This is a genomic window from Streptomyces sp. NPDC089799 (assembly GCF_040684755.1).
Classification (GTDB): Bacteria; Actinomycetota; Actinomycetes; order Streptomycetales; family Streptomycetaceae; genus Streptomyces.
Map to the genome: position 1 here is coordinate 1 of NZ_JBFBGR010000046.1, position 24,077 is coordinate 24,077.

General features: G+C 74.8%; 23 protein-coding genes. 9 read left to right on the top strand and 14 right to left on the bottom strand.

Annotated features, from left to right (window positions below; all coding sequences use genetic code 11):
• Positions 1-103: 103 nt before the first annotated feature.
• Positions 104-1,177: a TolB-like translocation protein gene (locus AB0O36_RS33280; protein WP_365116804.1), complete on the bottom strand. Its 1,074-nt coding sequence runs from the start codon at positions 1,175-1,177 to the stop codon at positions 104-106.
• A 194-nt stretch (positions 1,178-1,371) separates the two neighbouring features.
• Between AB0O36_RS33280 and AB0O36_RS33285 the strand changes: the two genes are divergently transcribed.
• Positions 1,372-2,463, top strand: a complete 1,092-nt coding sequence (locus AB0O36_RS33285) for an alpha/beta hydrolase-fold protein (protein WP_365116806.1) — start codon at positions 1,372-1,374, stop codon at positions 2,461-2,463.
• Here AB0O36_RS33285 and AB0O36_RS33290 read toward each other — a convergent pair.
• Positions 2,435-4,210, bottom strand: a complete 1,776-nt coding sequence (locus AB0O36_RS33290) for a carboxylesterase family protein (RefSeq protein ID WP_365116809.1) — start codon at positions 4,208-4,210, stop codon at positions 2,435-2,437. The two genes, AB0O36_RS33285 and AB0O36_RS33290, sit on opposite strands and share 29 nt — an antisense overlap.
• Positions 4,211-4,380: 170 nt before the next feature.
• Between AB0O36_RS33290 and AB0O36_RS33295 the strand changes: the two genes are divergently transcribed.
• On the top strand, positions 4,381-4,656 hold the full coding sequence (locus AB0O36_RS33295; RefSeq protein ID WP_365116812.1) for a chaplin: 276 nt from the start codon (positions 4,381-4,383) through the stop codon (positions 4,654-4,656).
• 100 nt (positions 4,657-4,756) lie between these two features.
• Here AB0O36_RS33295 and AB0O36_RS33300 read toward each other — a convergent pair whose 3' ends face one another.
• The 3 genes from AB0O36_RS33300 to AB0O36_RS33310 are packed head-to-tail and all read right to left on the bottom strand — an operon-like array spanning position 4,757 to position 6,591.
• Complete coding sequence (locus AB0O36_RS33300) at positions 4,757-5,623, bottom strand: tyrosinase family protein (protein ID WP_365116814.1); 867 nt, start codon at positions 5,621-5,623, stop codon at positions 4,757-4,759.
• 14 nt (positions 5,624-5,637) lie between these two features.
• Entirely contained in the window at positions 5,638-6,006 is a 369-nt protein-coding gene (locus tag AB0O36_RS33305) for a tyrosinase family oxidase copper chaperone (RefSeq protein WP_365116817.1), read from the bottom strand.
• Between the two features lie 30 nt (positions 6,007-6,036).
• Positions 6,037-6,591 carry a GNAT family N-acetyltransferase gene (locus tag AB0O36_RS33310; protein WP_365116819.1) on the bottom strand — a complete coding sequence of 185 codons (555 nt, stop codon included), beginning with the start codon at positions 6,589-6,591 and terminating at the stop codon, positions 6,037-6,039.
• Between the two features lie 863 nt (positions 6,592-7,454).
• On the opposite strand from AB0O36_RS33310, the gene AB0O36_RS33315 reads away from it, so the two are divergent.
• Positions 7,455-7,697: a hypothetical protein gene (locus AB0O36_RS33315; RefSeq protein WP_365116821.1), complete on the top strand. Its 243-nt coding sequence runs from the start codon at positions 7,455-7,457 to the stop codon at positions 7,695-7,697.
• 22 nt (positions 7,698-7,719) lie between these two features.
• On the opposite strand, the gene AB0O36_RS33320 is transcribed toward AB0O36_RS33315, so the two are convergent.
• From AB0O36_RS33320 to AB0O36_RS33330, 3 genes are read right to left on the bottom strand one after another with little or no spacing between them, the layout of a single operon-like run.
• Complete coding sequence (locus AB0O36_RS33320; protein ID WP_365116824.1) at positions 7,720-8,808, bottom strand: acyl-CoA dehydrogenase family protein; 1,089 nt, start codon at positions 8,806-8,808, stop codon at positions 7,720-7,722.
• Positions 8,805-9,995 carry an acyl-CoA dehydrogenase family protein gene (locus AB0O36_RS33325; RefSeq protein WP_365116826.1) on the bottom strand — a complete coding sequence of 397 codons (1,191 nt, stop codon included), beginning with the start codon at positions 9,993-9,995 and terminating at the stop codon, positions 8,805-8,807. The genes AB0O36_RS33320 and AB0O36_RS33325 overlap by 4 nt, the downstream gene beginning before the upstream one ends.
• Positions 9,995-11,032, bottom strand: coding sequence for an NADPH:quinone oxidoreductase family protein (locus tag AB0O36_RS33330; RefSeq protein WP_365116828.1), 1,038 nt, complete (start codon positions 11,030-11,032; stop codon positions 9,995-9,997). Before AB0O36_RS33330 ends, AB0O36_RS33325 begins: the two co-directional genes overlap by 1 nt.
• A gap of 304 nt (positions 11,033-11,336) precedes the next feature.
• Between AB0O36_RS33330 and AB0O36_RS33335 the strand changes: the two genes are divergently transcribed.
• Both AB0O36_RS33335 and AB0O36_RS33340 read left to right on the top strand, forming a co-directional pair.
• Positions 11,337-13,040 (top strand): serine/threonine-protein kinase, encoded by a 1,704-nt coding sequence (locus AB0O36_RS33335; protein WP_365116830.1) that lies wholly within the window; start codon positions 11,337-11,339, stop codon positions 13,038-13,040.
• Between the two features lie 91 nt (positions 13,041-13,131).
• The gene (locus tag AB0O36_RS33340) at positions 13,132-14,082 is read left to right on the top strand and encodes an SDR family oxidoreductase (RefSeq protein ID WP_365116832.1); all 951 of its coding nucleotides are present in this window, start codon (positions 13,132-13,134) and stop codon (positions 14,080-14,082) included.
• Here the strand turns inward: AB0O36_RS33340 and AB0O36_RS33345 are convergent.
• The 3 genes from AB0O36_RS33345 to AB0O36_RS33355 all read right to left on the bottom strand — a co-directional run bounded on the left by AB0O36_RS33345 (position 14,072) and on the right by AB0O36_RS33355 (position 16,444).
• Positions 14,072-14,677, bottom strand: a complete 606-nt coding sequence (locus AB0O36_RS33345; RefSeq protein ID WP_365116834.1) for a putative glycolipid-binding domain-containing protein — start codon at positions 14,675-14,677, stop codon at positions 14,072-14,074. The genes AB0O36_RS33340 and AB0O36_RS33345 overlap by 11 nt on opposite strands.
• Before the next feature lie 117 nt (positions 14,678-14,794).
• Entirely contained in the window at positions 14,795-15,628 is an 834-nt protein-coding gene (locus AB0O36_RS33350; RefSeq protein ID WP_365116836.1) for an enoyl-CoA hydratase/isomerase family protein, read from the bottom strand.
• A gap of 93 nt (positions 15,629-15,721) precedes the next feature.
• Positions 15,722-16,444, bottom strand: a complete 723-nt coding sequence (locus tag AB0O36_RS33355) for a PIG-L deacetylase family protein (protein ID WP_365116904.1) — start codon at positions 16,442-16,444, stop codon at positions 15,722-15,724.
• Positions 16,445-16,535: 91 nt separating this feature from the next.
• On the opposite strand from AB0O36_RS33355, the gene AB0O36_RS33360 reads away from it, so the two are divergent.
• Positions 16,536-17,396: an MBL fold metallo-hydrolase gene (locus AB0O36_RS33360; protein ID WP_365116838.1), complete on the top strand. Its 861-nt coding sequence runs from the start codon at positions 16,536-16,538 to the stop codon at positions 17,394-17,396.
• Between the two features lie 53 nt (positions 17,397-17,449).
• Positions 17,450-18,739 carry a hypothetical protein gene (locus AB0O36_RS33365; RefSeq protein ID WP_365116840.1) on the top strand — a complete coding sequence of 430 codons (1,290 nt, stop codon included), beginning with the start codon at positions 17,450-17,452 and terminating at the stop codon, positions 18,737-18,739.
• 85 nt (positions 18,740-18,824) lie between these two features.
• On the opposite strand, the gene AB0O36_RS33370 is transcribed toward AB0O36_RS33365, so the two are convergent.
• The 3 genes from AB0O36_RS33370 to AB0O36_RS33380 all read right to left on the bottom strand — a co-directional run bounded on the left by AB0O36_RS33370 (position 18,825) and on the right by AB0O36_RS33380 (position 22,665).
• The gene (locus AB0O36_RS33370) at positions 18,825-20,129 is read right to left on the bottom strand and encodes an alpha/beta fold hydrolase (RefSeq protein ID WP_365116841.1); all 1,305 of its coding nucleotides are present in this window, start codon (positions 20,127-20,129) and stop codon (positions 18,825-18,827) included.
• Between the two features lie 297 nt (positions 20,130-20,426).
• Positions 20,427-21,512, bottom strand: coding sequence for an S-(hydroxymethyl)mycothiol dehydrogenase (locus AB0O36_RS33375; RefSeq protein WP_365116842.1), 1,086 nt, complete (start codon positions 21,510-21,512; stop codon positions 20,427-20,429).
• A gap of 43 nt (positions 21,513-21,555) precedes the next feature.
• Positions 21,556-22,665 (bottom strand): LysR substrate-binding domain-containing protein, encoded by a 1,110-nt coding sequence (locus tag AB0O36_RS33380; RefSeq protein WP_365116844.1) that lies wholly within the window; start codon positions 22,663-22,665, stop codon positions 21,556-21,558.
• 70 nt (positions 22,666-22,735) lie between these two features.
• Between AB0O36_RS33380 and AB0O36_RS33385 the strand changes: the two genes are divergently transcribed.
• Positions 22,736-23,653 (top strand): dihydrodipicolinate synthase family protein, encoded by a 918-nt coding sequence (locus AB0O36_RS33385; RefSeq protein WP_365116845.1) that lies wholly within the window; start codon positions 22,736-22,738, stop codon positions 23,651-23,653.
• A 65-nt stretch (positions 23,654-23,718) separates the two neighbouring features.
• Entirely contained in the window at positions 23,719-24,069 is a 351-nt protein-coding gene (locus tag AB0O36_RS33390) for a VOC family protein (protein WP_365116847.1), read from the top strand.
• Positions 24,070-24,077: the final 8 nt, after the last annotated feature.

Consider the following 24,077-nt stretch of genomic DNA (forward strand, 5'->3'; position numbering starts at 1 on the left):
GCCCCCCCCCTGCGGGTGTGGCCGGGGACCCGGGTCGTCCGTCCGGGGGGGGGGGGCGGGGGGGGCCCCCCCGGCCCCCCCCCCGCCGCGGCTTTCCGCCGCCTCAGCCCGTTCCCATGAAGGCCGGGGCCAGGGCGGAGGACATCAGCCGGCGCGGGGCACCGCTGCCGTCGGCGGGCACGGTGTACAGGTCTGCGCCGAAGTCTCCGGGCAGGGCGTAGACGACGGCGGCCGCGCCCCCGCCCGTCCCCACACCCGGCCCCTTCCCCCCGCCCGTCCCCGCCACCGTCTTCGTCTCCGTCCACACCACCTGGTCGTCCACGCTCCGGGTCTCGGCCAGCGGGGTCTCCCGGCCGGAGGCCAGGTCCAGCGCGTACAGCCGCCAGGGCGCCTCCGCGGGCAGGCCGGGCACGCGCTTCTTGAAGACCAGGCGGGTGCCGTCGGGCGAGAGGGAGGGACACTCCACGTTCTCCCGGAGCATGCCGACCGTCCGGGACGCCAGGTCGCCGCGGACCAGATGGGTACGTCCGCCGGTGGCCAGGGTGGCGTAGAAGCCCCGCTCGTCGGGGGTGAAGGTGACCCCCCAGAAGTTCACGTCGGCGGCCCGGTACTCCCGGCCGTCCTCGGTGCGCACGGAGAACGCCTCCAGGGACTCCTCGAAGCGTCCGGTGCGCAGGTCCAGCAGCGAGGTGCGGGTGGAGAAGTCCGTGCCGGCGTACGAGTCCCCGCCGACGAAGACCGTCCACGCGGCCAGGTGACCGCCGGGCGACACCCTGGCCCGAGTGGGCACCCCGGCCAACCGGTGGGCGGAGAGCTCCTTGAGCGAGGTGTCGAGCACCACGGCCCGGCCGCCGGGCTGCAGGCACACCCCGGTGCCGCCGGCCGCGTGGAAGCGCAGGCAGGAGATCCCCGAGGCGGTGCGCGGGCCGTCCGGCCGGTCCGCGGGGACGGTGGTGAGCTCGTCCCGGTGCGGCCCCCAGGCCATGTTCCGGAAGGCGATCCGACGCTCACCGCCCGTGGCGAGCGACACCGCCCCCCTGGCGACGCCCGGGCCGCCCTCCTGGACCCGGTCCTTCTCGGCGGCCCGGTCGGCGGCGCGCAGCACCGCGGTCCCGGCCAGTACGGCGAGCAGCGAGACGGCGGCGAACAGGACGAGCAACCGGCGGCGAGTCGTCATGGCGGGCAAGGTAAGGCCTGCGGCGGATCAAGAGAAGGAAAAGTACGGAACCCGGGCGCCCTCGTCCGCATCCTCCCTCCCGAAGGGCACCACGGGCCCCACGGGCCACAGCGCAGTACCGGTTCCGGATCCGGACCGGAACCACGGACGCGCCGGCAGAGCCGCACAACAGGCAGCAGGAGAGAACACCGCACATGTCGTACCCGCCGTACCCGCCCGAGCAGCAGCAGGCGCCGCGCCGCAAGAACCGATTCCGCCGGTGGGTGATCGCGGGTGTGTCGGTCGCCGCGCTGGGCCTGGGTGCCGCCGCGGTGATGACCCACTACGAGATCCCGCCGTTCACCGACAAGGGAAAGGCGGTGTCCTTCGGCCAGGGCGCGGGCAGCGGGGGCAAGCAGCAGCCCGCGAGCTCGAAGGTGCTGATGCCGACGGGCCCGGCGGCCTCCTTCAAGAACACCATGACCCTCCCGGACGGCACGCACGTGGCCGTCACCGAGCTGGACGGCAAGAAGTCCGGCTTCAAGGGCAAGGTGTGGGTGTGGGCGCCCAAGGAGTACGGCGACCCGAAGTTCGCCGACAGCGGCTTCCCGGTGATGATCGCCCTGCCGGGTGGCGCCGGGTACCCGAAGAACTACTGGATGGGCACCGACCTGGGCCTGCAGAAGAGCATCAGCCAGTGGTACCAGGAGGGCAAGGGCAAACCGTTCCTGCTGGCCATGCCGGTGCTGAACCCGGGCCCGGACGACAAGGGCATCTACTGGGACGGCTCCGACATCCCCGGCCAGCCGAAGATGGGCACCTGGCTGACCGAGGACGTGCCCGACCTGATGCGGGCCAACTTCCGGACGATCAAGTCCCGTGACGGCTGGGCCTTCATGGGCTCGTCCACGGGCGGGTTCGCGGGCCTGAAGGCGGTGCTGCAGCACCCCGACAAGTTCAAGGCGGTCATCGCCTCCGGCCCGGACATCGTCCCCGATTCCCCGCTGTGGAAGGGCCACGAGAAGGAGAAGACGGAGAACAACCCGGAGGTGCTGGCGCAGCGGCTGATCCAGCACAAGGGCCCGGACGTCTACCTCGCCTTCCAGGTCGGCACCGACGAGAGCAACAAGAAGACCCTGCCGGACGTGAAGAAGTTCATCGCCACCTACGGCAAGGGACCCATCCACACCGACCTGAACATCATCCAGGGCGGCAAGCACAACGCGAAGACCTATGTCCCGGCCATGGGGCAGCAGGCGATCGGGTTCATCAGCCAGGTCATGGAAGGGCCGGTTCCGGCGTCGTAGCCCCGCCGTCGTCCTCGACGTCGCCCGCAGCCGTGCCCTCGGGCTTGTCGGACTCTTCGGGCTCCTCGGGCTCGCCGAAACGCTTCGGCGGGCCCGAGCCGTTCCAGGACGGCCAGCCGGGGCTGCCGGTGGCCGCGAAGGACACCCAGGCGGAGTGCATCTCGTCGGCGAGGGCCTGGGGGGTGTCCCGGCCCGCCAGCCAGGACGACTCCGGCACGCCCAGGGTGTCGAAGACGAAGCCGAGCTCCAGGGCGTGGCAGGCGCCCATGCCGGGCAGCCCCGAGGGCCAGGCGAACTCGTAGACGTGCGCCGGGGTGGTGGCCGGCCGGGTGTCGGCGAGCCTGCGCAGCGGGTCGCGCAGCAGCCGGTCGGTCAGCAGCTGGCCGAACACGTCCGCGGGGCCGGCGCCGGGGCGGGAGGTGCGCAGGGCCCGTACGGCGGTCCGGTCCTTCCCGGACATGGCCCGGCCGAGCACCACGGTGAGCGGACCGAGCCGGTCCAGCAGCCGCAGCGTCCCGGTCGGCGCCAGCCACAGCCGGTACTCGTCGGTGGTCCAGCCGAGCAGCAGCGGTACGCCGGCGGAGGCGCCGCCCCCGGCCAGTACGTCGAGCGGGTGCTCGGGAAGCGTGTCCGGGTCGGTGACCAGGCCGAAGGCGGGGCCGCCGAGCAGCGCGTTGGAACGCTTGAGTTCGGCGCCCTGCGCGGCCAGCAGCGCGGCCCGGTCCACGGTGGCGAACGCGGCGGCGGTGGCGGGCACCTTCAGCCGTGCGGCCATCCGGCGGACCATGGTCCGCACCCGGTCCCGGGGCAGCACCTCCGGGGCGCCGCTCTGCAGCACGGCCTGCGAGAACAGTCCGGCAGCGCGCGGCGCGGCCAGCAGCGAGCCGATGCTGATGGCGCCGGCCGATTCGCCGAAGACGGTGACCCGGCCGGGGTCGCCGCCGAAGGCGGTGATGTTGTCGCGGACCCATTCCAGGGCGGCGATCTGGTCCAGCAGTCCCCGGTTGGGCGGGGCGTCGGGGAACAGTCCGTAGCCGAGGACTCCCAGCCGGTAGTTGACCGAGACCAGGACCACGCCGTCGCGGGCGAAGGCCGCGCCGTCGTAGACGGGGCAGGCCGCCGAGCCGCGGGTGAGGGCCCCGCCGTGGATCCACACCATGACGGGCAGCCGGGCCGCGGGCGCCGGGTCGGGGGTCCACACGTTGAGGTTGAGGCAGTCGTCGCCGGGCACGTCCGGGTCGGGCAGCAGGCCGGCGAACGGCTCGGGGTAGGGCACCTTCGGCGCGGTCGGCCCGTAGGCGGTGGCCTCGCGTACGCCGTCCCAGGGCGCGGGGGGCACGGGGGCGGCGTAGGCGAGCGGGCCGACGGGCGGGGCGGCGTAGGGGATGCCGCGGAAGACGGCGACGGGGAGGCCGGACCGGGCCTCGGCCTCGATGTGGCCGGCGACGGTGCCGTGGCGGGTCTCCACGCGGACGGCCCGCCCGGGGCCGAAGGGGAGCAGGGCGCTGCGGTGGCCGTTCGGGTGAGCGTCGGGGCGACCGCTGCCGTTCGGGTGACGGTGGCCGTTGCCGCCGCCGTTCGGGTGACCGTGGCCGTTGCCGCCGCCGTTCGGGGGACCGGCGGGGTGGCCGCTGCCTTGGAGGTGACCGCTGCCGTGGCCGTCGGGGTGACCGCTGCCGTGGCCGTTCGGGTCGCCGGTTCCGTCGCCGCCCGGGCGGCCGCTGCCGTTCCCGTGTCCGAGTGCCATCGTGTCCTCCCGCCTGCCCCGCCGTCGATCACGGGGAAATACATCCTCCCTCACCGGAGGCCGCTCCACCGGGTGAGCGGACCGACCGTGACCACTTGGCGCCGCCCGCGTTGTACGCCATGTCCGATGCCGCAGTGCTGCGGCGCCCCACATGTGTCGAGGAGATTTTGATGTCGCGTATCGCGAAGGCAGCCGCTCTCACCGCTGTCACCGGCTCCGTGCTGGCCGCGGGTGCCGGTATGGCCGTCGCCGATGCCGGAGCGCACGGTGCTGCGGCCGAATCCCCCGGTGTCCTGTCGGGCAACCTGGCCCAGGTCCCGGTGCACGTGCCGGTCAACGTCTGCGGCAACAGCGTGAACGTGGTCGGGCTGCTGAACCCCGTGTTCGGCAACACCTGCGTGAACGCGTCGGGCGGCGACTCCCACACCGCCGGCTACGGCCACTGAGCACCGTCGGCTCCGGCCGCCGAGTGACGCTCTCCGGAAGGGCCCCCGCCGTCGGCGGGGGCCCTTCCCCCGTTCCCCTGCCGCCAGGGCCCGTCCGGCCCTAGAGCTCGTAGCGGTAGACGCCCTGGTGGCTGAGCATGTCGCGCGGGGGGACGTCCCACGGCGGCATGGGCTCGTCCAGGGAGAGCACCCTGCCGTGCTGGAGGTCGCCGAGCTGCAGCGGGCGGTCCGGCCGGTAGCCGGAGCGGGGGTGCCTGCGCTGCCAGCGGTCCCAGAGCAGGTCCACGAAGGAGTGGTGCAGCCAGAACACGGGGTCGTTGGGCGCGGCCCCGCCGGTCATGTGCCCGCCGATCCACTGGTGGACCTTGTTGTGGTTGCGCCACTTCTCGCTGCGGGGGGCCGCCCAGCCCTCCAGCTTGTTGCGGAAGCCGCCGTCTCGGGCGGTGGAGTTCCACGGGTCGGTGTCGTAGACCGGGTCGTCGAGCGCCCACTGGAGTTCCTCGGCGGTGGGCAGGGTGATCGGGTTGTTCGGCCGGCCGAGGTTGCGGGTGAGGAAACGGCCCTCGGTGACGCCCACGGTGATGTTCCAGTTGCCCCGCTCGTACGCGAAGGCGCCGGTCGTCACCTGCCGGTCGGACTCCCGTCCGGTGCCGCCCATGAAGTCCTCGGCCCACAGTCCCCCGACCGGGCTGCGGTCGGTGGTCCAGTCCCAGTAGGGGATGGCGATCGAGGGGTCGAGCTCGCGCAGCTTGCCCTCGAATTCGAGCAGGTACCGGCGGTGCCAGGGGAAGAACGACGGGGACATGTGGCCGACCCTGAGCTTGCTGCCCCGGTCCGGCACGAAGTAGCGGTCGTGGGTCCGGACGAACGCGTCGTACGTACCGTTGCGCTTGAGCTCCAGGAGTGCCGCCACGAACCGCTTCTTCTGCGCGGAGGTGAGGTTCTTCTGGTTCTGCCGGGTGTACAAGCGGGTTCCTCCCTTCAGGCGTGGTGCAGGGCGGGCACGGCGGCGAGGCGGCCGGTGCCGAGTTCGTCGACGGCGGCCCGGGCGAGCTCCAGCGGCGTCGCGAAGGACTCGAAGTGGTTGACCGCGCTGAGGTAGCTGCCGTCCGCGCGGCGCATCACGTGCAGGGTGCGGCCGTCGATCCGGACGCCGGCCCGGTCCACGGCGATGTGCCGGCCCCGGTACGTCTCCTCCAGGACCGGGACGACGCCCTCGGCCGGGGCGGTGACGGGGCGCGGCCGGCGGGCCCGGACCAGCGGGGAGAGTGCGGCGCCCGTACCGGCGAGGACGGTCGCGGTGAACGCGGTGCGCAGGAATGCGCGGCGGGTGAACAGGCTGGCTCTCATACCGGACTTAACGCGGTCCGGCGGGCTAGGTCACCCGGTCTGCGGTGACCTCGGGTGCTTGTGGAAGAAGGTGGTGGGGCGGAGGTTCCCGGCCGGGTCGGTGGCGTAGTCGGGGATGGTGCCCGCCTCGGTCCAGCCGGCGCTGCGGTAGACGTGCTCGGCGCCGCTGCCGGTCTCGGTGTCGAGGAAGAGCAGGATGACGCCGGCGCGGGCGGCGGCCGCCTCGGCCTCGGCGAGCAGGGCCCGGGCCGTGCCGCGGCCGCGCGCGTCCGGGTGGACCATCAGTTTGCGCAGTTCGGCGCGGTGCCGGCCGTTGGGCTTGGACTCGCGGTGCCAGCTGACGGTGCCGTCGACGGGGCCGGGTCCGTCGGGGCCTTCGGTACGGGACACCCAGAGCGCGAGCGCTCCGTCCGCGACCTCGGGCTCCAGCGAATCCCACCAGGCGGCGGCGCCCGCGTGGTCCAGCCCGGCGAGGAAGCCGAGGGAGGACCCGCCGCCGACCACGGCCAGCAGGAGGGAGGCGAGTTCGTCCCGGTGGGCACGCAGTCCGGCCGCGTCCAGCGGGGTGATCGTGACCGTCGTCATCCGGCCAGGGTAGGGACCGCGCGGGGCACCGGGGCGGGCGGGGTCCGGAAGGCCGCCATCCGGCGGCCTTCCCGCCACGGGCCGACCCGGCGGCCACCGGTCGGCCCCGGGCTGCCACCGCCCTGCCCGGCAAACCCGGCCGCCCCGCGCAGTCCCCGCACGCCGAGGCAGACGCGGCCGGAAGGCCGGCCTCCGGCCCGGCCCGGCGGCCGCCGGGCGGCCCTGGCCTCCGGTTACCCGGCGGCCACCTGCCGGGTCGGCGTCCGATCGTCCGGCGACCACGGGCAGCCCGCCCCGGGCCTCCCCGGCACACCCGGCCGCCCCGCGCAGTCCCCACACGCCGAGGCGGACGCGGACCGGAAGGCCATCACACGGCCGCCCGGCGGCCACAGGCGGGCTCCGGGCCGCCACCCGGCAAACCCGGCCGCCCCGGGCGGTCCCCGCACGCCGGGGCGGACGCGGACCGGAAGGCCGGCATCCGGCCCGGCCCGGCGGCCGCCGGGGGCCCTGGCGTGCGGCTGCCCCTGCCCGGCACACCTGACTGCCCCACGCAGTCCCCGCACGCCGAGGCGGACGCGGACCGGAAGGCGATCACACGGCCGCCCGGCGGCCACAGGCCGGCTCCGGGCCGCCACCCGGCCCTCCCCGGCAAACCCGGCCGCCCCGCGCAGTCCCCGCACGCCGAGGCGGACGCGGGCCGGAAGGCCGGCCTCCGGCCCGGCCCCGCGGCCGCCGGGGGCCCTGGCGTGCGGCTGCCCGGCGGCCACGGTCGACCCGGGGCCCGCCCCTGGAACCGTCCCCGGGCGCGCAGCCGCCATCGGTTCCGATTGCGGGGACCGCCGTGGCGTGGAACCGTTCCGAGCATGACCGAAGGCACGACGCCGTACATCCCCTTCGCGCGGGTCACCGTGCTGGGAGTGCAGGACGGCGACCCGCCCTTCCGCATCGTCGAGGTCGACGGTGAGGTCGTCGGGTTCGCGAAGTCCATGACGGACGTGATCTTCATCGCCGCGGATGCGGGCGTGACGATCCACGACCTGGACGACCCGGAAGCCGTCCGCTGGGTGGGCGGCAACAAGTTCCACTGGCACGCGCGCGGCCTCTAGAGCGTCCCGGCGGCGCCGCGGGTCACGGCGGCGGGAGTCGGGTGAGGCCGGCGAGGCGGGCGCGGTGGTGGGCGGCCGAGCCGAACGCCGACGCGTTCGCCTTGGCGCGCTTGAGGTACACGTGGGCCGGGTGCTCCCAGGTCATGCCGATGCCGCCGTGCAGCTGGACGCACTCCTCGGCCGCGCGTACGGCGACGGCCGAGCAGTACGCCTGGGCCACCGAGACGAGCAGTGGCGCGTCCGGCGCGTCCGAGTCGAGGGCGTCCGCCGCGGCGCGGGCCGCCGCGCGGGCCGAGGCAGTTTCCAGCCACAGCGCGGCCAGCCGGTGCTTGAGCGCCTGGAAGGAGCCGAGCGGTCGGTTGAACTGGTGCCGGGTGCGCAGGTACGCCACGGTCTCCGTCAGGCACCATTCGGCCAGCCCGAGCTGCTCGGAGGCCAGCAGGCCCGCTCCGGCGAGCAGTCCGCGCTCCACCGCGGCGCGGGCGGTGTCCGGGTCCGCGATCCGGATGCCCGCGCCTTCCCGCGGGGTGACCTCGGCCAGCGGGCGGGTCGGGTCGAGCGGTACCCGCGGGGAGAGGGTGACGTCCTCGGCGGGCATGGCGTGGAGGCCGGTCACGGAGTGGACCAGGAAGGTGTCGGCGGCCACCGCGTCGGCGACGGCCCTGACGGTGCCCGTGGTGGGCGGGGTCCCGCCCGGGCCGAGGGTGAGCGGCAGCGCCGCCACACAGACCTCGCGGCCCGTGGCCAGCCGGGCGACCAGGTCGAGGGCCCGCAGCGATCCCGGCGCGCACGCCAGCAGCATCTCGGTGGCCACGACCGCGCTGGTCAGATAGGGGGAGGGTGTCACGGCCCGGCCGAGTTCCTCCAGTACGACGGCCGCCTCGCGGTGGCCGGCGCCCTGTCCGCCGAACTTCTCGGGGACGAGCAGTCCGGTGGCGCCGATCCCGGCGGCCAGGGTCTGCCAGAGCCCGTCGTCGTACGGGCGCGGGGCCTCCAGCCGGGCGATGACGGCAGCGGGCCCCCCGCGGTCGGCGAGCAGCGACCGCACCGCCGAGCGGAGTTCTTCCTCGGTGTCCGTGTAGAGCAGGTCGGGAGCTCCGGTGTCGGTCATCGGGCCAGGTCCTTCCAGGGGAGGTCCTTGTCGTCGCGCGGTTCGGCGGGCAGGCCGAGGACGCGTTCGGCGACGATGTTGAGGAGGACCTCGCTGGTGCCCCCTTCGATGGAGTTGCCCTTGGCCCGCAGGTAGCGGTAGCCGGCGTCCCGGCCGGTGAAGTCGACCAGTTCGGGCCGCCGCATGGTCCAGTCCTCGTACAGCAGCCCGTCCTCGGCGAGGAGTTCGACCTCCAGGCCGCTGATCTCCTGGTTGAGCCGGGCGAAGGAGAGCTTCATGCCGGAGCCCTCGGGGCCGGGTGCTCCGGCGGCGAGCTGCTGCCGGAGGCGTTCGGCGGTGAGCCGGGCCACTTCTGCCTCCACCCACAGGGTGAGCAGCCGGTCGTGGAGGGCGTGGGTGCGCAGCTCCGGGCGGTCCCGCCAGACGGCGGCGGCCCGGCCGATCATGCCGCCCTCGCGGGGCAGCCGCATGCCGCCGATGGAGACGCGTTCGTTCATCAGGGTGGTGCGGGCGACCTCCCAGCCCTGGCCCACGGCGCCGAGCCGGTGGGCGTCGGGGATGCGGACGCCGGTGAGGAACACCTCGTTGAACTCGGCCTCGCCGGTGAGCTGGCGGAGCGGCCGGACCTCGACCCCGGGGTCGGTCATGTCGCAGAGGAAGTAGGTGAGGCCCCGGTGCTTGGGCAGGCCGGGGTCGGTGCGGGCGACCAGGATGGCCCAGCGGGCGGTGTGGGCGCTGGAGGTCCACACCTTTTGGCCGTCCACCACCCAGCCGTCGCCGTCCGCGACCGCACGGGTGGCGAGGGCGGCGAGGTCCGATCCGGCGCCGGGTTCGCTGAACAGCTGGCACCAGACCTCCTCGCCCAGCCACAGCGGGCGCAGGAAGCGGCGCTTCTGCTCCTCCGTCCCGTAGGCGAGGATGGTCGGCGCGGCCATGCCGAGGCCGATGCCGATGCGGCGCGGGTCGTTGTCGGGGGCTCCGGCGGCTTCGAGTTCGGCGTCGACGACGGCCTGCAGGGCGCGCGGGGCGGCCAGTCCGCCGAGGCCCTCCGGGTAGTGGACCCAGGCCAGTCCGGCGTCGAAGCGGGCCCGGAGGAACTCCTGCCGGCCGGTCCCGGCGGGCGGGTGGGCGGCGAGGAACTCGCGGGTGCGGGCGGCCAGTCCGGCTTCGGTGAGGGGCGGGGCCATCAGGCGTCTCCTCCGTTCCGGGCGGGGGCTTCGGGTACGACGGCGCCGCCGGCTGCGACGGCCCCGTCCGCTGCGACGGCCTCGCCCGGTACGACGACCAGCCGGCCGGTGCTGGTGCCGTCCGCGACCCGCTGCACGGCGTCGGCGGCGCCGGTGAGCGGGACCCGTGCGCCGATCAGGGGTTTGACGGCGCCTTCGGCGGCGAGCCGGGTGAGTTCGGCGTGGCAGGCGAGGACGGCGGCCGGGTCCTTGGCGGCGTACAGGCCCCAGTGCAGGCCGACGACCGAGTAGTTCTTGATCAGGGCGTGGTTGAGGGCGGGGGCGGGGACCCGGCCGCTCGCGAAGCCGACGACCAGGATCCGGCCCTCGAAGGCCACGCACTTGGCGGAGGCGGCGTACGCGTCCCCGCCGACCGGGTCGTAGACGACGTCGGCGCCGCGGCCCCCGGTGAACTCCTTGACCCGGGCGGCCACGTCCTCGGACGTGCGGTCGATCACCAGGTCACAGCCGAGCGCCTCCGCCGCGGCGGCCTTGTCCTTGCCTCCGGCCACGCCGATGACCGTGGCCCCGGCGGCCTTGCCGAGCTGGACGGCGGCACTGCCGACCCCGCCGGCGGATGCGTGCACGAGCAGGGTCTCGCCCGGCTGGAGGCGGGCCCGCCGGTGCAGGCCGAACCAGCCGGTCTGGTAGCCGATGTGGAGGGCGGCGGCCTCGGCGTCGTCGAGCGCGTCGGGGGCGGGGAGCAGCGCGGCCTCGGGCGCGGTGACGTACTCCGCGAAACCGCCGTGCGGCAGGGAGGGGTTGGCGATGACCCGGCGGCCGTCCTCGGTCTCGCCGCAGACCTCCACGCCCGGGGTGAAGGGCAGCGGGGGTCGGATCTGGTACTGGCCGCGGCAGAGCAGGGCGTCGGGGAAGTTGACGCCGGCCGCCCGGACCCGGAGTCTCACCTCGCCTTCGCGGGGTTCCGGCTCCGGGACCTCGTCGAGCCGCATGACCTCGCGGGGCTCGCCGTGGGTGTGTACTCGCCATGCCTGCATCCGGGGCCTCCAGCCACCGTCGAGGGGTCCGTGCTCGGCGGCATACTAAGCGGTCGCTTGCATCCCTGTGAACCATCCGGACGCCCGGGGGGCGGTTCCGCGGCCGTCTCCGACGGTCCGTGCGCTTCCGCGCCCGCCGCGCCACAAGGCCCTTTCTGGGGACGGGGGTTGACGGGCCGGGTGGTCGGACGGCGGTCCGGACCCGGGCTTCCGCCCGGCCCGGGCCGGGCGGCCGGGCTGGCGGCCGGGCGGTGGGCTGGATAGTCTCCCGGCCCGATGGGTCGGGTCGTACGGGGGATGGGGAATGACGATGGGCGCTGCCCTGGAGGCAGGGGATCCGCGACAGGTGGGGCGGTACCGGATCGTCTCCCGGCTCGGTTCGGGCGGCATGGGCCGGGTGTACCTCGGGCGGTCCCCGGGCGGGCGGGCCCTGGCCGTGAAGGTCGTACGGTCGGATCTGGCGGGTGAGGACGGCTTCCGGCGCCGGTTCGCACGGGAGGTGGCCGCCGCCCGAAGGGTGAACGGCGTCTTCACCGCCGCCGTGGTGGACGCCGATCCGGACGGGGACCCGCCCTGGCTGGCCACCGCGTACGTCCCCGGCATGTCCCTGGACGCTGCCGTGGCCGCCCACGGGCCCTGGGCGGCGGACTCGGTGCTCGCACTGGGGGCGGGGCTGGCCGAGGCACTGGAGGCGATCCACCGGGCCGGCGTGGTGCACCGGGACCTGAAGCCGGCGAACGTGATGCTGTCGGCGGACGGGCCGCGCGTGATCGACTTCGGGATCTCGGTGGCCACCGCCACCGACGTCGCCGCAACCGACGCCGACGCCGGCAAGCTGACCACGACGGGGGCCATCATCGGGACCCTGGGGTTCATGGCTCCCGAGCAGGCGACCGGAGGCCCGGTCGGGCCGGCCGCGGACGTCTTCTCGCTGGGCGTGATCCTGACCTGGGCGGCGACCGGCGAAGGCCCCTTCGGGTCGGGCCCGGCCTTCGCGGTGGCCTACCGTGCGGTGCACGACGAACCCGACCTCGCACGCCTGCCCGCCGGGCTGCACGAGGTGGTGCGGCGCTGCCTGGCGAAGGAGCCGGAAGGGCGGCCCGGCGTGACGGAACTGCTGGAGCTGCTGACCGCGGCGCGCGGCGACCGCTCCGCCCGGCTCTCGGTCCCCGAAGAGTGGCTGCCGGCTCCGGTCGCCCGCGCCGTACGGGACACGACCGCGCCGGCGGGACCGGAGCCCACGTTCGTGGACCCGTCTCGGGCTCCCGGGCCGGCTCCGGAACCGGCGGACGGGCCGCACGGCCGTCCGGAAGCCGGTGGCGGTGCTGGTGCGGGTACGGGAGGTGGTGCGGGTGTCCGTACGGGAGGCGTCGCGGACGACCGTGCCGTGGCCGGCCGGGACTCCCGGGACGGAACCCTCCGGGACCACCGTACGGACGGCCGGGTGACGGCCGGTGCCGCCTCCTCGGGGTCGCCCTGGCCGCGCCGGGCCGCGATCGCGGTCAGCGCCGTGCTGTCCACCGTCGCCCTCACCGTCTCGGCCGTCCTCTACGTCGACTCCCGGAAGGAGGACCGGGACACCGGGTCCACGGCGGGCGGGGGGACGATCCAGCCGTCCGCGACCGGAACGCCCGGCACGACACCCACGTCTCCCGGCAGTCCGCAAACGACGCCGCCGCCGTCAGCCGGGGGCGACCTGTCCAAGGTGCCGGTGACGTTCATCCTGGCGGGCAAGGTCCGCAACGATCCGTCCAAGGCACACGATGAGATCGGCACCTTCGATGCCGGCCCTCGCCATGCCTACTGCCGCGTCCGGGGCGAAAGCATCAACGGCCTGGGCAGCATCTGGAACTCCTGGTGGCTGCTGACGGACATGGGCCCGAACGGCAGCCGGGCCTGGGTGTCCGCCTACTACCTCAACGGCGACGAGGACGCCAAGGCAGCGGACGGCTCCGACATCCCCAACTGCCCTGCCAAGGTGGTGAAGGGCACCACATCGAGCCGCTGATCACCCCTGTACGCGTGGGGCGCACAGCCGACGGCAACGGCCACGCCCACGCCCATGGCCATCTGCACCCGTGCACGCTATCGATGCCGGCATGACAGACACGGCACATCCGAACAGCGGAAGCAACGGAAGCAACGGCAGGGGCGACGGGCTGCCGGGACTGCCCGCCCCGCCCCCACCGGGGACCGCCGCCCTCCCGGCCGGCACCTACGCCGGGCAGCTGGTGCTGGTGACCGGCGGCGGCACCGGGCTGGGCCGGGCCGTGGCCGCCGAGTTCGCCCGGCTGGGCGCGGACCTGCTGATCGCCAGCCGCAACGAGGAGCACCTCCGCGCCGCCCGGGAGGAGCTGGCGGCCGTGCCGGGCGCGGGCCGGGTGGCGGTCGCGGTGTGCGACATCCGCGACCACGGGCGGGTGGCCGGGGTCTTCGACGAGGCCGAGGCGGCGGCCGGGCGTACGCCCGACGTGCTGGTGAACAACGCGGCGGCCAATTTCCCCTGCCCGGCCGAGGACCTCTCCCCCAACGGCTGGCGCGCGGTCGTCGACATCACGCTCACCGGCACCTGGTTCATGACCCGGGAGTTCGGCCGGCGCCATCTGGCCGCGGGCACGCCCGGCTCGGTGGTCAGCGTCGGCGCCTCGTACGCGTGGACCGGCGGTCCCGGCTTCGCCGCGTCGGCGGCCGCCAAGGCCGGGGTGAAGAGCCTGGTGGAGACCCTCGCCGTGGAGTGGGGCCCGTACGGCATCCGGGTCAACGGGCTGGTGCCGGGCCTGTTTCCGCACGAGGACATGACGGGGGCGATCCGGGACGGGATGGAGCGGGCCGGGCAGGGGACGGCCGCCGACCGGCGGCAGCCCGCGCTGCGGACCGGGCTGCCACGCGAACTCGGCTGGGCCGCCACCTTCCTGGCCTCGCCCTACGCCCGTTTCATCACCGGTCACACCCTGGTGGTGGACGGCGCGAACTGGCAGCGCCGGGCCGTGGTGAACCCGGAGGCGGTGCCGGTCCGCACCCAGCTGGGACGTGAGCCGTTCAGGCGGTGACCCGCCGGCGGGCCAGCTGCGGGTAGTCGACGACCAGGCCGTCCGCGTCGAACTCGACGTCGGCGGCGAAGTCCCCGGAGGCGTAGCGGACGAGGGCCCCGCCGCCGGCGGTGGTGCGGAGGTGGGTGTACGTCTGCCGGGAGGGCCGGACGGCCAGGTCGGGCACGGACACCCAGGCCATCAGGAACGCGTGCTCGCCGGGCCCCCGGTGCAGTCCGTGCCGGAGCACGGGCATGGTGTTGGTGAGCGGGCACAGGCCGAGGTCGCAGTCGAGGGCGCCCTCCAGGTCGGGGCGCGGCCGGCCGTCGACGGTCCAGTGCCCGGCGGTCGACCGGCGCAGGTCGAGCTCGCGGACCCGGTGGGCGTCCTCGATGCGCACGGTGAGGTGCCGGGTGAGGAGCTGCTCGTCGGTCTCCAGCGCGTACGACAGCCAGTACGGCCCGGGATCGGTGCCCACGGCCCGCCCGCGGGCCCTCAGGCCGGAGGGCGCGGGCGGCGCCCCGCCTAGCTCCACCCAGGCGGTCTCCAGTCCCCCGCTCGCCGTCACGTCCCAGGTCGGGACGTGGTGTTCGGTCACACCGTGCTGTTCGCTCACCGTCCCACGCTACCCGCCCTACGGGCCGTCTCCCCGGAGGCGGCCCGCACGCAGGTTCCCGCCATGGCGTACGGCGGGCTGCTGACCGAGCTGCGAGAGCGGATCGTTCCGCTGCACCTAGCGGCCCTCGAAGCGGGGTGGGCGGCGGGCGGCTTTTGCCGTGTAGCCCTCGTGGCAGTCCTGCGAGGTGAGGGTGAGGGCCGCGGTCATCGCCACCCGGTCCATGGCGGCGGGCAGGGCGGCGTCCGCGAAGGCGTCCACCGAGCGTTTGATGCCCTGGACGGCGAGCGGGGCGTTGGCGGCGATCCCGGCCGCGAGGTCGCGGGCGGCGGCGTCCAGGCCGTCCCGGTCCACCACCTGCTGGACGAGGTTCAGCCGCTCCGCCGTCCGGGCGTCGATGCGGCGGCCGGTCAGGGCGAGGTATTTGGCCCAGCCGGCTCCGGCGTCGCGGGCGATGCGCAGGTCGCCTCCGGCGTCGACGGCCACGCCGAGCTGTGCCTCCGGCAGGGCGAACACGGCGTCCTCGGCGGCCACCCGGATGTCGGCCATCAGTGCGAGTTCGAAGCCGAAGCCCAGGCAGTAGCCCTGGACGGCGGCGATGACGGGCTGTGGGAGCCGGCCGAGGACGGTGAAGCGTTCGTGGACCCAGCGGATGCCCTCGTAGTAGGCGCGGGTGCGGGCGGCGGGCGAGTCCCCGGTGATGGCCCCGCCGGGGGCGGTGACGTCGATGCCCGCGCAGAAGGCCCGGCCCTCGGCACGGAGCAGGACGGCCCGGACGGTGTCGTCGAAGCGGATCCGGTCGGCCAGCAGGCCCAGTTGCCGGGTGGATTCCCAGCTCCAGCCGTTGAGCCTGTCCGGGCGGCAGAGGGTGAGGACGGCGAGGCCGTCCTCGACGTCGAGGCGGATCCGCTCCTCACCCTCGGCGATCTCCGTGGACAGGGTGTCGATCACCGGCTCGTCCCTCCCCGTGTCAGCCTGACCCGCACATTCCTTGTCTGACCGTCCGTCAGAATGGGTTTCAGCGGTCAGGTTACGGGGCCGGGGTCAGCGCGGGAAGACCTCGAACGCCACCGCCGGGCGCCCGCCGAACCGGGCCGCCGCCTGCTGCGCGTTGCCCGTGAGGAAGGTCCGGCAGTACTCCTCCGGGTCCTGGTCGGTCAGCACCTCGATGTACGCCTTGTGCTCCATCAGGGACTTGACCGACCGCTCCAGCCCGGGGCCGGCGTCCGCGGCGTGCGTGGGGGTGCTGGAACCGGCGACCGCCACCCAGCGCACCCCGTTCCAGGGCTCCAGGCCCTGCTCGGAGATGAGCTCGGGGAAGATCCAGCGGTTGCCGGCGTCGCCGGCCGCGTCCAGGGTGGCCCGGCCGACGGCCTTGTGGTCGGGGGTGTTCCAGAAGCCGCCCGGCCCCTGGCCCCAGATGTCCCGGTGGTTGAGGGTGATCACCAGCTCGGGGCGGTGCCGGCGGATCGCCGCCGCGATGTCCCGGCGCAGGCCGAGGCCGTATTCGAGGACGCCGTCCCGGTGGTCCAGGAACTCCACCTCGGACACCCCGACCACGGCCGCGCTCGCCCGCTGCTCGGCCTCGCGCAGCGGCCCGCACTGCTCGGGGGCGATGGTGTCGATGCCGGCCTCGCCGCGGGTGGCGAGGAGGTAGACCACCTCGCGGCCGCCGTCGGTCCAGTCGGCGATCGCCGCGGCACAGCCGTATTCGAGGTCGTCGGGGTGGGCGACCACGGCCAGCGCGCGCTGCCAGTCGGTGGGCATCGGCTCCAACTGCCCGGCCTGCGACGCCTGATCGACCTGCGCCGCCTGCTCCGCCTGCCCGGCCTGTCCGTTCTGATCAGTTTGCTCGTTCATGATCCGCACAATAGGCGACCTGTGCGAGGGTGGGGCGGTGGAGAGACACGGGTATGTCACGGCACTGCTGGACGCGACCGGATTCTTCTTCAAGCGCCCCCGCGACACCTTCCCCGACGCGCAGGAGGCGGACTGGGCGGCGGCCGAGGCCGTGGATCCCGGGGTGACCGGCCCGGACGGCAGCTGGCGGCTGGACTTCCGGTGCTTCGCGGTGGCCCGGCCCGGCGGACGCTGGGTCCTGGTGGACACGGGGGTGGGACCGGCGGAGGGGCCGGGGGCCGACTGGTGCCCGGTGCCGGGACGGTTGCCGGCGGCGCTGGCGGAGGCCGGGATCGAGCCGGCGGACGTGGAGGCGGTCGTGCTCACCCACCTGCACGACGACCACGTCGGCTGGTCCCTGCGGGCGAAGGGCGAGCCGATGTTCCCCGGCGCCCGGTACGTCGTACAGCGCGCGGAGACCGAGGCGCTGGACCGGCAGGACCCGGTGTGGGACTGGGTGGTGGAACCGCTGCGCGCGTCCGGGCAGTTGCAGGAGGCCGACGGCCGGGTGCGGCTCGGGGAGGGACTGACCCTGCTGCCCACTCCCGGGCACACCCCCGGCCACCAGTCGGTGCTGGTGACCGGGCCCGGCCGGGCGGACCGGCCCGTGCTGATCACCGGTGACGCGCTGGTGCACCCGGTCCAGCTGGTGGCTCCGGCCGTGGCCTACCGGTACGAGCGGGACCCGGTCGCGGCCCGCCTGTCCCGCGAGGCGCTGCTGGCCATGGCCGTCGAACGCGGGGCGGTGCTGGCGACGGCCCACCTGACCCGGGCCTTCCTCGATCCGGCGGACCCGCCGGCCGCGGTGCCGCCCGCCTGACCACATCGCGGCGGCGGGCAACCGCCGGAGCGTTCACCCCCTAGCCTTGCGCCATGCTTGCCACGCTGATCGCCCTGGTCGCCCTGATAGCCCTCGTCGTCATCATCACCGCATGGGTGCTCGGGCGGTCCCGTCGCCGCTCCCGTGGCCCGGGAGCGGAAGCGGGGACCGGCACCCCCGTGGTGGCGGAACTCCGGCCGGCGTTCCCCCCGGCGGGGCTGCTGGTGCCCGAGGAGGTCCTGCGGTCCGCCGGATCGACGGCGGCCTCGGTCCGGGAAGCGCTCGAAGCCGCTGCCACGCCGATCGCCGTCGAGTACCGCCCGGTGAGCGCGTCCGAGATCGCGAAGTTCCATACGGTGCCGGTGAACGCGGCCGCTCAGCAGGCGCTGGCCGGGATGGTGAAGGCCCTCGACCCCAGCGGTCCGACGCTGTTCCACGCGGTGCTGCCCAAGGGGGCGGAACTCGTCAGGGCCGTCGGGACCTCGGGGTTCAGGGGGTTCGCCCGCGACGGGAGCGGCATCACGGCGCAGGCCGTGCTGAAGCCCGTCGCCGCGGGCGGGGCGATCGCCGCCGGCTGGCCCGTGCTGGCCGTCGCCGGAGCGGTCATGGCGGTGGACGTGCTGGCCCAGCGTGAGCAACGGGCGCACCAACGCCGGGTCGAGGCCATGCTGGACCGGCAGGAGGAGCGGCACTACGTCGAACGGATCAAGGACCAGCGGACCGCGGACGACCAGTTGTCCCGGGCGATCAGCCTGATGCTGGACGGCCGGCATCCGAATCTCGACCTCGCGCTGAAGAGCGCGTACGACGAGTTCAACCGCTCCCGGCAGTTCCTGGAGAAGTTCCGGGGGGTCATCGACGAACTGGCGGACGACGACGGCAAGGTGGACTACCGCCGGCTGGAGGAGGCGCTCGGCGGCAAGTCGAACGAGACGGACCACTTCGTCCGCGAGCTCCACCTGGCGCGAGCGGCGTTGGCGATCCGGCGCAAGGCCCTGATGGCCGACGCCGCGTCGGTCGCCCTCGCCGACCCGGGCAACCCCTACACCGCGCTGCGGAAGTACCTGGAGTCGCAGGCGCACCTGCTGGAGGAAGCCGAGGCGATCTCGGCCGAACTGACCGAGCGCCTCGGCCGGGTCGAGCTCAAGGGCCGCTGGTACGACACCGACAAGTCGGTGGCGGCGCGGCAGGAGCAGCTCCGCGCCCAGGTCTGCCCGCCACCGGTCGACGGGGAGACCGAGATCCGCTATCTGCTGTCGGCTTCGGGCGAGCTCCTCCAGGTGCTCCCCTCCCAGGAGGAGGCCGACCCCGCGCCGGACGCGCCCACCACCGAGGACGAGTAGGGCTCCGGGCCCCGGGCCCCGGGCTCCGCACCCGGGACCCAGGGCTTCAGGGCTTCAGGGCTCGGGGGCTCCGAGCCCCCGGACCTCATGCCTCGTCGTGGACGAGGGCGAGGAGGCGGTCCAGGACGCGGGGGCCGCCGGCGCGGACGCCGTCGTGCTCGAACTCGTCGGTGACCCAGGTGCGCAGACCGCGGACGGCTCGGGCGGTCTCCAGCGAGTGGGCCGTGTCGACGTACAGGTCGTCGTGGTAGACGGCCGCGGCGACCGGGACCTCGTTGGCGGCCAGCCGGGCCGGGTCGTAGAGCGGGGTCCAGCCGGTGCGGGCGGCGAGCAGCTCGGCGGTCTCGCGGAGCGGTTCGAGCGCCGGGTCGGTGGTGAAGTGCCAGGGGTGGATGGTCTCGCCGGTGAAGAGGACCGGGTCGTCCCCGGCGAGCGCCTTGGCGGCGTCGAAGCGGGGGTGCGCGGCGCGCACGCGTTCGGCGGCCCAGCCGGTCGGGGCGGCCGGGTCCTGGGCGTAGATGGCTTCGTGGAGGAGGGCGTAGAGGGGGTGCCCGGCGAAGGAGAGCCGCTCGCGCACGGCCTCCAGGAAGGCGTCGGAGAGGGCGGGGCCGGCGGGGGTGCGGACGAAGGCGTTCTCCAGCAGGTAGTGCAGCTGGTGGCTGCCGTCGCCGCCCCCGAGCAGGATGCCGAGGGACTGGAACGCCTCGACGGTCAGCCGGTGCCCGCCGGGCAGGGTGACGGGGTGCTCGAGGAGGTGGCCGGCGATCCTGCGGACGCGCTCGACGTCCATCGGGTAGCGGTCGTAGTGGGTGAGGTTCTTGCGCTCCATGCGCGGGTAGGCGGCCGCGTACACCTCGTCGGCGGTGGCGGTGAGGGAGGGCAGGCCGCCGGTGATCAGGGCCGTGGTGAGGCCCCCCGGGGCGGTGGCGAGGTAGTGGGTGGTGCAGAAGCCGCCGAAGCTCTGGCCGAGGACGGTCCAGGGGGCGCCGCCGGTGAGGGCGGGGCGGATGGTCTCGCAGTCGCGGACGATGGAGTCGGCACGGAAGTGGGCGAGGTACGCGGCCTGCCGGTCGGGGGTGCCGCGGAGCGGCAGGGTCTGCCGGTTGGCGGGGGTGGAACGGCCGGTGCCGCGCTGGTCCAGCAGCAGCACGCGGTAGTCGCGCAGGGCGCGCTCCAGCCAGGCCTGACGACCGGTGAACCGGCGGGCGCCGAAGCCGGGGCCGCCTTCGAGGTAGACCATCCAGGGGAGGTCCCGCGGGTCCTTGCCGGTGGCGACGACCTCGCGGGCGTAGAGCTCGATCGTTTCGCCGGCCGGGGCGGCGTGGTCGAGGGGCACCGTGAAGTGGTGGTCGGTGAGGACGACGCCTGGCTGGCGGTAGCTGGTGGTCACGCGGTTCCCTGAGATCGGTCCGGCACTGTCTGCCTGCCGGGGTGCGGTCCGGCCGGGGCGTTGCGGCGCCCCGTGGCCCGGCCGAGTCTAACGACGGCGTGGCGGCGGGCGGCGACCCTGGGCGGGGCGGGCGCGGGGCGCCGGCTCCGGGGGCGGCACCCCTGGCAGGGGCGCGCCCCGCGAAGCCGGCGGCACCCCCGACAGGGGCGCGCCCCGCGAAGCCGGCGGCTCCGCCGGGCAGCGTCGCCCGGCGGAACCGGCCGGGCCGTGCCGTGCCGTGCCGTGCCGTGCCGTGGGTCAGAACGTGACGACCGAGCGGAGGACCTCGCCGCGCTCCATGCGGGCGAACGCCGCCTCGACGCCGTCGAGGGGGATGGTCTCCGAGACGAACGCGTCCAGGTCCAGGCGCCCCTGCAGGTACAGGTCGATCAGCAGCGGGAAGTCCCGCTCCGGGAGGCAGTCGCCGTACCAGGAGGACTTCAGCGCGCCGCCGCGCCCGAAGACGTCCAGGAGCGGGAGGTCCAGACGCATGTCCGGGGTCGGGACGCCGACCAGGACGACCGTGCCGGCCAGGTCGCGCGCGTAGAAGGCCTGTTCGTAGGTCTCCGGGCGGCCGACCGCCTCGATCACCACGTCGGCCCCGTGGCCGCCCGTCAGGGACTGGATCGCCTTGACCACGTCCTCCTTCGCGCCGTTGACCGTGTGGGTGGCGCCCAGCCCCTTCGCCCACTCCAGCTTGCGGTCGTCGACGTCGACCGCGATGATCCGCGCCGCCCCGGCGAGCCGCGCGCCGGCCACCGCCGCGTTGCCCACTCCGCCGCAGCCGATCACCGCCACCGAGTCGCCCCGGCCCACGTTCCCGGTGTTGATGGCCGCGCCGAGGCCGGCCATCACCCCGCAGCCCAGCAGGCCCGCCGCGGCCGGCGAGGCGGCCGGGTCGACCTTGGTGCACTGACCCGCCGCGACGAGGGTCTTCTCGGCGAACGCGCCGATGCCCAGCGCCGGCGAGAGCCGCGTCCCGTCCTCCAGCGTCATCGGCTGCGAGGCGTTGTGCGTGGCGAAGCAGTACCACGGCCGGCCACGCCGACACGCCCGGCAAGTGCCGCATACGGCACGCCAGTTGAGGACCACGAAGTCACCGGGCGCGACCGAGGTGACGTCGGGCCCGACCGCCTCGACCACCCCGGCGGCCTCGTGGCCGAGCAGGAACGGGAATTCGTCGTTGATCCCGCCCTCCCGGTAGTGGAGGTCCGTGTGGCAGACGCCGCACGCCTGGACCTTCACGAGTGCCTCGCCCGGCCCCGGGTCGGGCACCAGGACCGTGGCGATCTCCACCGGTGCGCCCTTGCCCCGCGCGATGACTCCTCGTACCTGCTGCGTCACGTCGTACCCCATCCTTGGTGGACCTTGCCCAGACCTACGCACGTTACTCCGGCCGGAGTTCCGGCGGTACGGCATCGCGCAGCGCGGCGGCGAACGCGGCCACGGCGGGGTGCGCGCCGGCGCCCCGGCGGAAGGCGATGCGGGTGCAGCGCTGCATGTGCAGCCGGGTGAGGCGGACGGCGGGGCCGGCGTCCTGCGGGACGCCGAGCTGGGAGACGCCGAGCTGGGGGACGACCGACACGCCCTGGCCGGCGGCCACCAGTGCGAGAGCGGTGGCGAAGTCGTCCACCTGGTGGCGGATGCGCGGGGTGAACGCGGCCGCCTGGCAGGCCCGCACGGTCATGGCGTGGCACATGGTGCCGGTGGTGGCGGTGATCCAGGGCCGGTGCCGTACGGCGCGCAGGACCGCCGACTGGGTGGCCGTGGGCGTGGCCGGTGCGGGCTGCTGCGGGCGGGACGCCGGCCCGGCGTCCCCCCTGGCGCCCCCGCCCCCGCCATCGCCGTCGCCATCGCCGTCGCCATCGCCGTCGCCGTCGCCGTCGCCGTCGCCTTCATCGTCGGCGCCCTCGCCGCCGCCGTCACCAGCGCCGTGGCCGTCGTCATGGCCGTCGCCGGCCCCGTCGGCCGGTGTCGCCAGGTACATCGCCTCGGCGTACAGCGGTTCGGTGGCCAGGCCCGGTTCCTCGGGCGCCGGGACGAAGTCGTACACGTGGACCAGGGCCAGGTCCAGGTCGCCGGCCCGCAGGGCGTGGCCGACCGCGGCCGGGTCGGTCTCGGAGACCATCGGTTCCAGCCGCGGGTGCCGGCGGGCCAGCGCGACCAGCGCGGCGGGGACGATGGCCCGGGTCGCGGTGGCGAAGGCGCCGACCCGGAGCACTCCGGCCAGTCCGCTACGGGCCCCGGCCAGCTCCGCGTCGGCCTGTTCGAGCCGTTCCAGGACCGCTTCGGCGTGCCGGACCAGGTTCTCGCCCACGGGGGTGAGCCGGACCCGGCGGCCGGTGCGCTCCAGCAGCGGCAGGCCCGCCTCCCGTTCGAGGACGGAGAGTTGCTGGGACACCGCCGAAGGGCTGAAGGAGAGGGCTTCGGCGACGGCCGCGATGGTGCCGCGGCGGGCGAGTTCACGGAGCAGGCGCAGGCGTCGTACATCGAGCATCGGCTCAGCTTACGCATGGGGTAAGGAACGTGAACTGGATTTGATGGTCGGATGCGTCCAGGCTCGGGGCATGGCACAGGACATCAATCGTTTCGCGGGCGTTCACGTCCCGCTCGTGACGCCCTTCGACGCGCGCGGCGCGGTCTCCGCGGACGCGCTGGAACGCCTCGCGCACGAGGTGCTCGACGCCGGCGCGGCCGGGATCGTCGCACTGGGCACCACCGCGGAGGCGGCCGCGCTGGACGCGGCGGAGCAGGAACTCGTCACCGGGGTGTGCGCCCGGGTCTGCGGGGAGCGCGGCGCGCCCCTGACGGTCGGGGCAGGGGGCGGCGACACCCGGGCGGCCGCGCGGGCCCTGGACCGGCTGGGCCGGTGGGCGGAGGTGACGGCGGCGCTGGTGACCGTGCCGTCCTTCGTGCGGCCCTCGCCGGCCGGGGTGCTGGCGCACTTCGAGCGGCTTGCGGCGACCACGCCGGTGCCCCTGATCGTCTATCACATCCCGTACCGGACGGCGCAGCCGCTGGACGCGCCGACCCTGCGGGCCCTGGGCGCACTGCCGGGGGTCGCCGGGGTGAAGTACGCGGCCGGCGGGATCGGGGAGGAGGCGGTCGCGCTGCTCGGGGACCTGCCCGGGGACTTCGCCGTGCTCGCCGGCGACGACGCGTACGCCTCGCCGATGCTGGCGATGGGCGCGCCGGGCGCGATCCTCGCTTCGGCGCACCTGGCGACGGAGCGGTTCGTGGAGCTCGAAGCCGCCTGGCGGGCGGGCGACGTGGTACGGGCCAGGCAGCTGGGGCATGCACTCGCCCGGCTGTCGGCGGCTGCGTTCGCCGAGCCCAATCCGACGGTGGTCAAGGGCGTGCTGCACGCGCAGGGCCGGATCCCGACGCCGGATGTACGGCTTCCGCTGCTGCCCGCGGGCGCCGGGGCGGTCGCGGCTGCGCTGCGCCGTTCCGAGGAACTGGCGGCGGTGGTCGGCACGGCCTGAACCCGGTGATCAGTACGGTGGGGGCGGGGGCCGACCCACCGACACCCGAGTGAGGACACACGCGCATGATCAACGGGGCACACGTCGTCATCCACAGCCGTGACGCGGCTGCCGACCGGGCGTTCTTCCGGGACGTCCTGGGATGTGCCCATGTCGACGCGGGCGGCGGGTGGCTGATCTTCAAGCTGCCGCCGGCGGAGGTGGCGGTGCATCCGGGTGAGGGTGCGGGAGCGCACGAGCTCTTCCTGATGTGCGACGACGTGGCCGAAACGGTGAGGGAACTGACGGCGCGCGGAGTGGAGTTCGTCGAACCGGTCACCGAGCTGAGCTGGGGGCTGCTGACCACGCTGCGACTGCCGGGCGGGAGCCTGCTGCGGTTGTACGAGCCCCGGCACGAGCGCGCCCACGCACTCTGAGCCGGTGC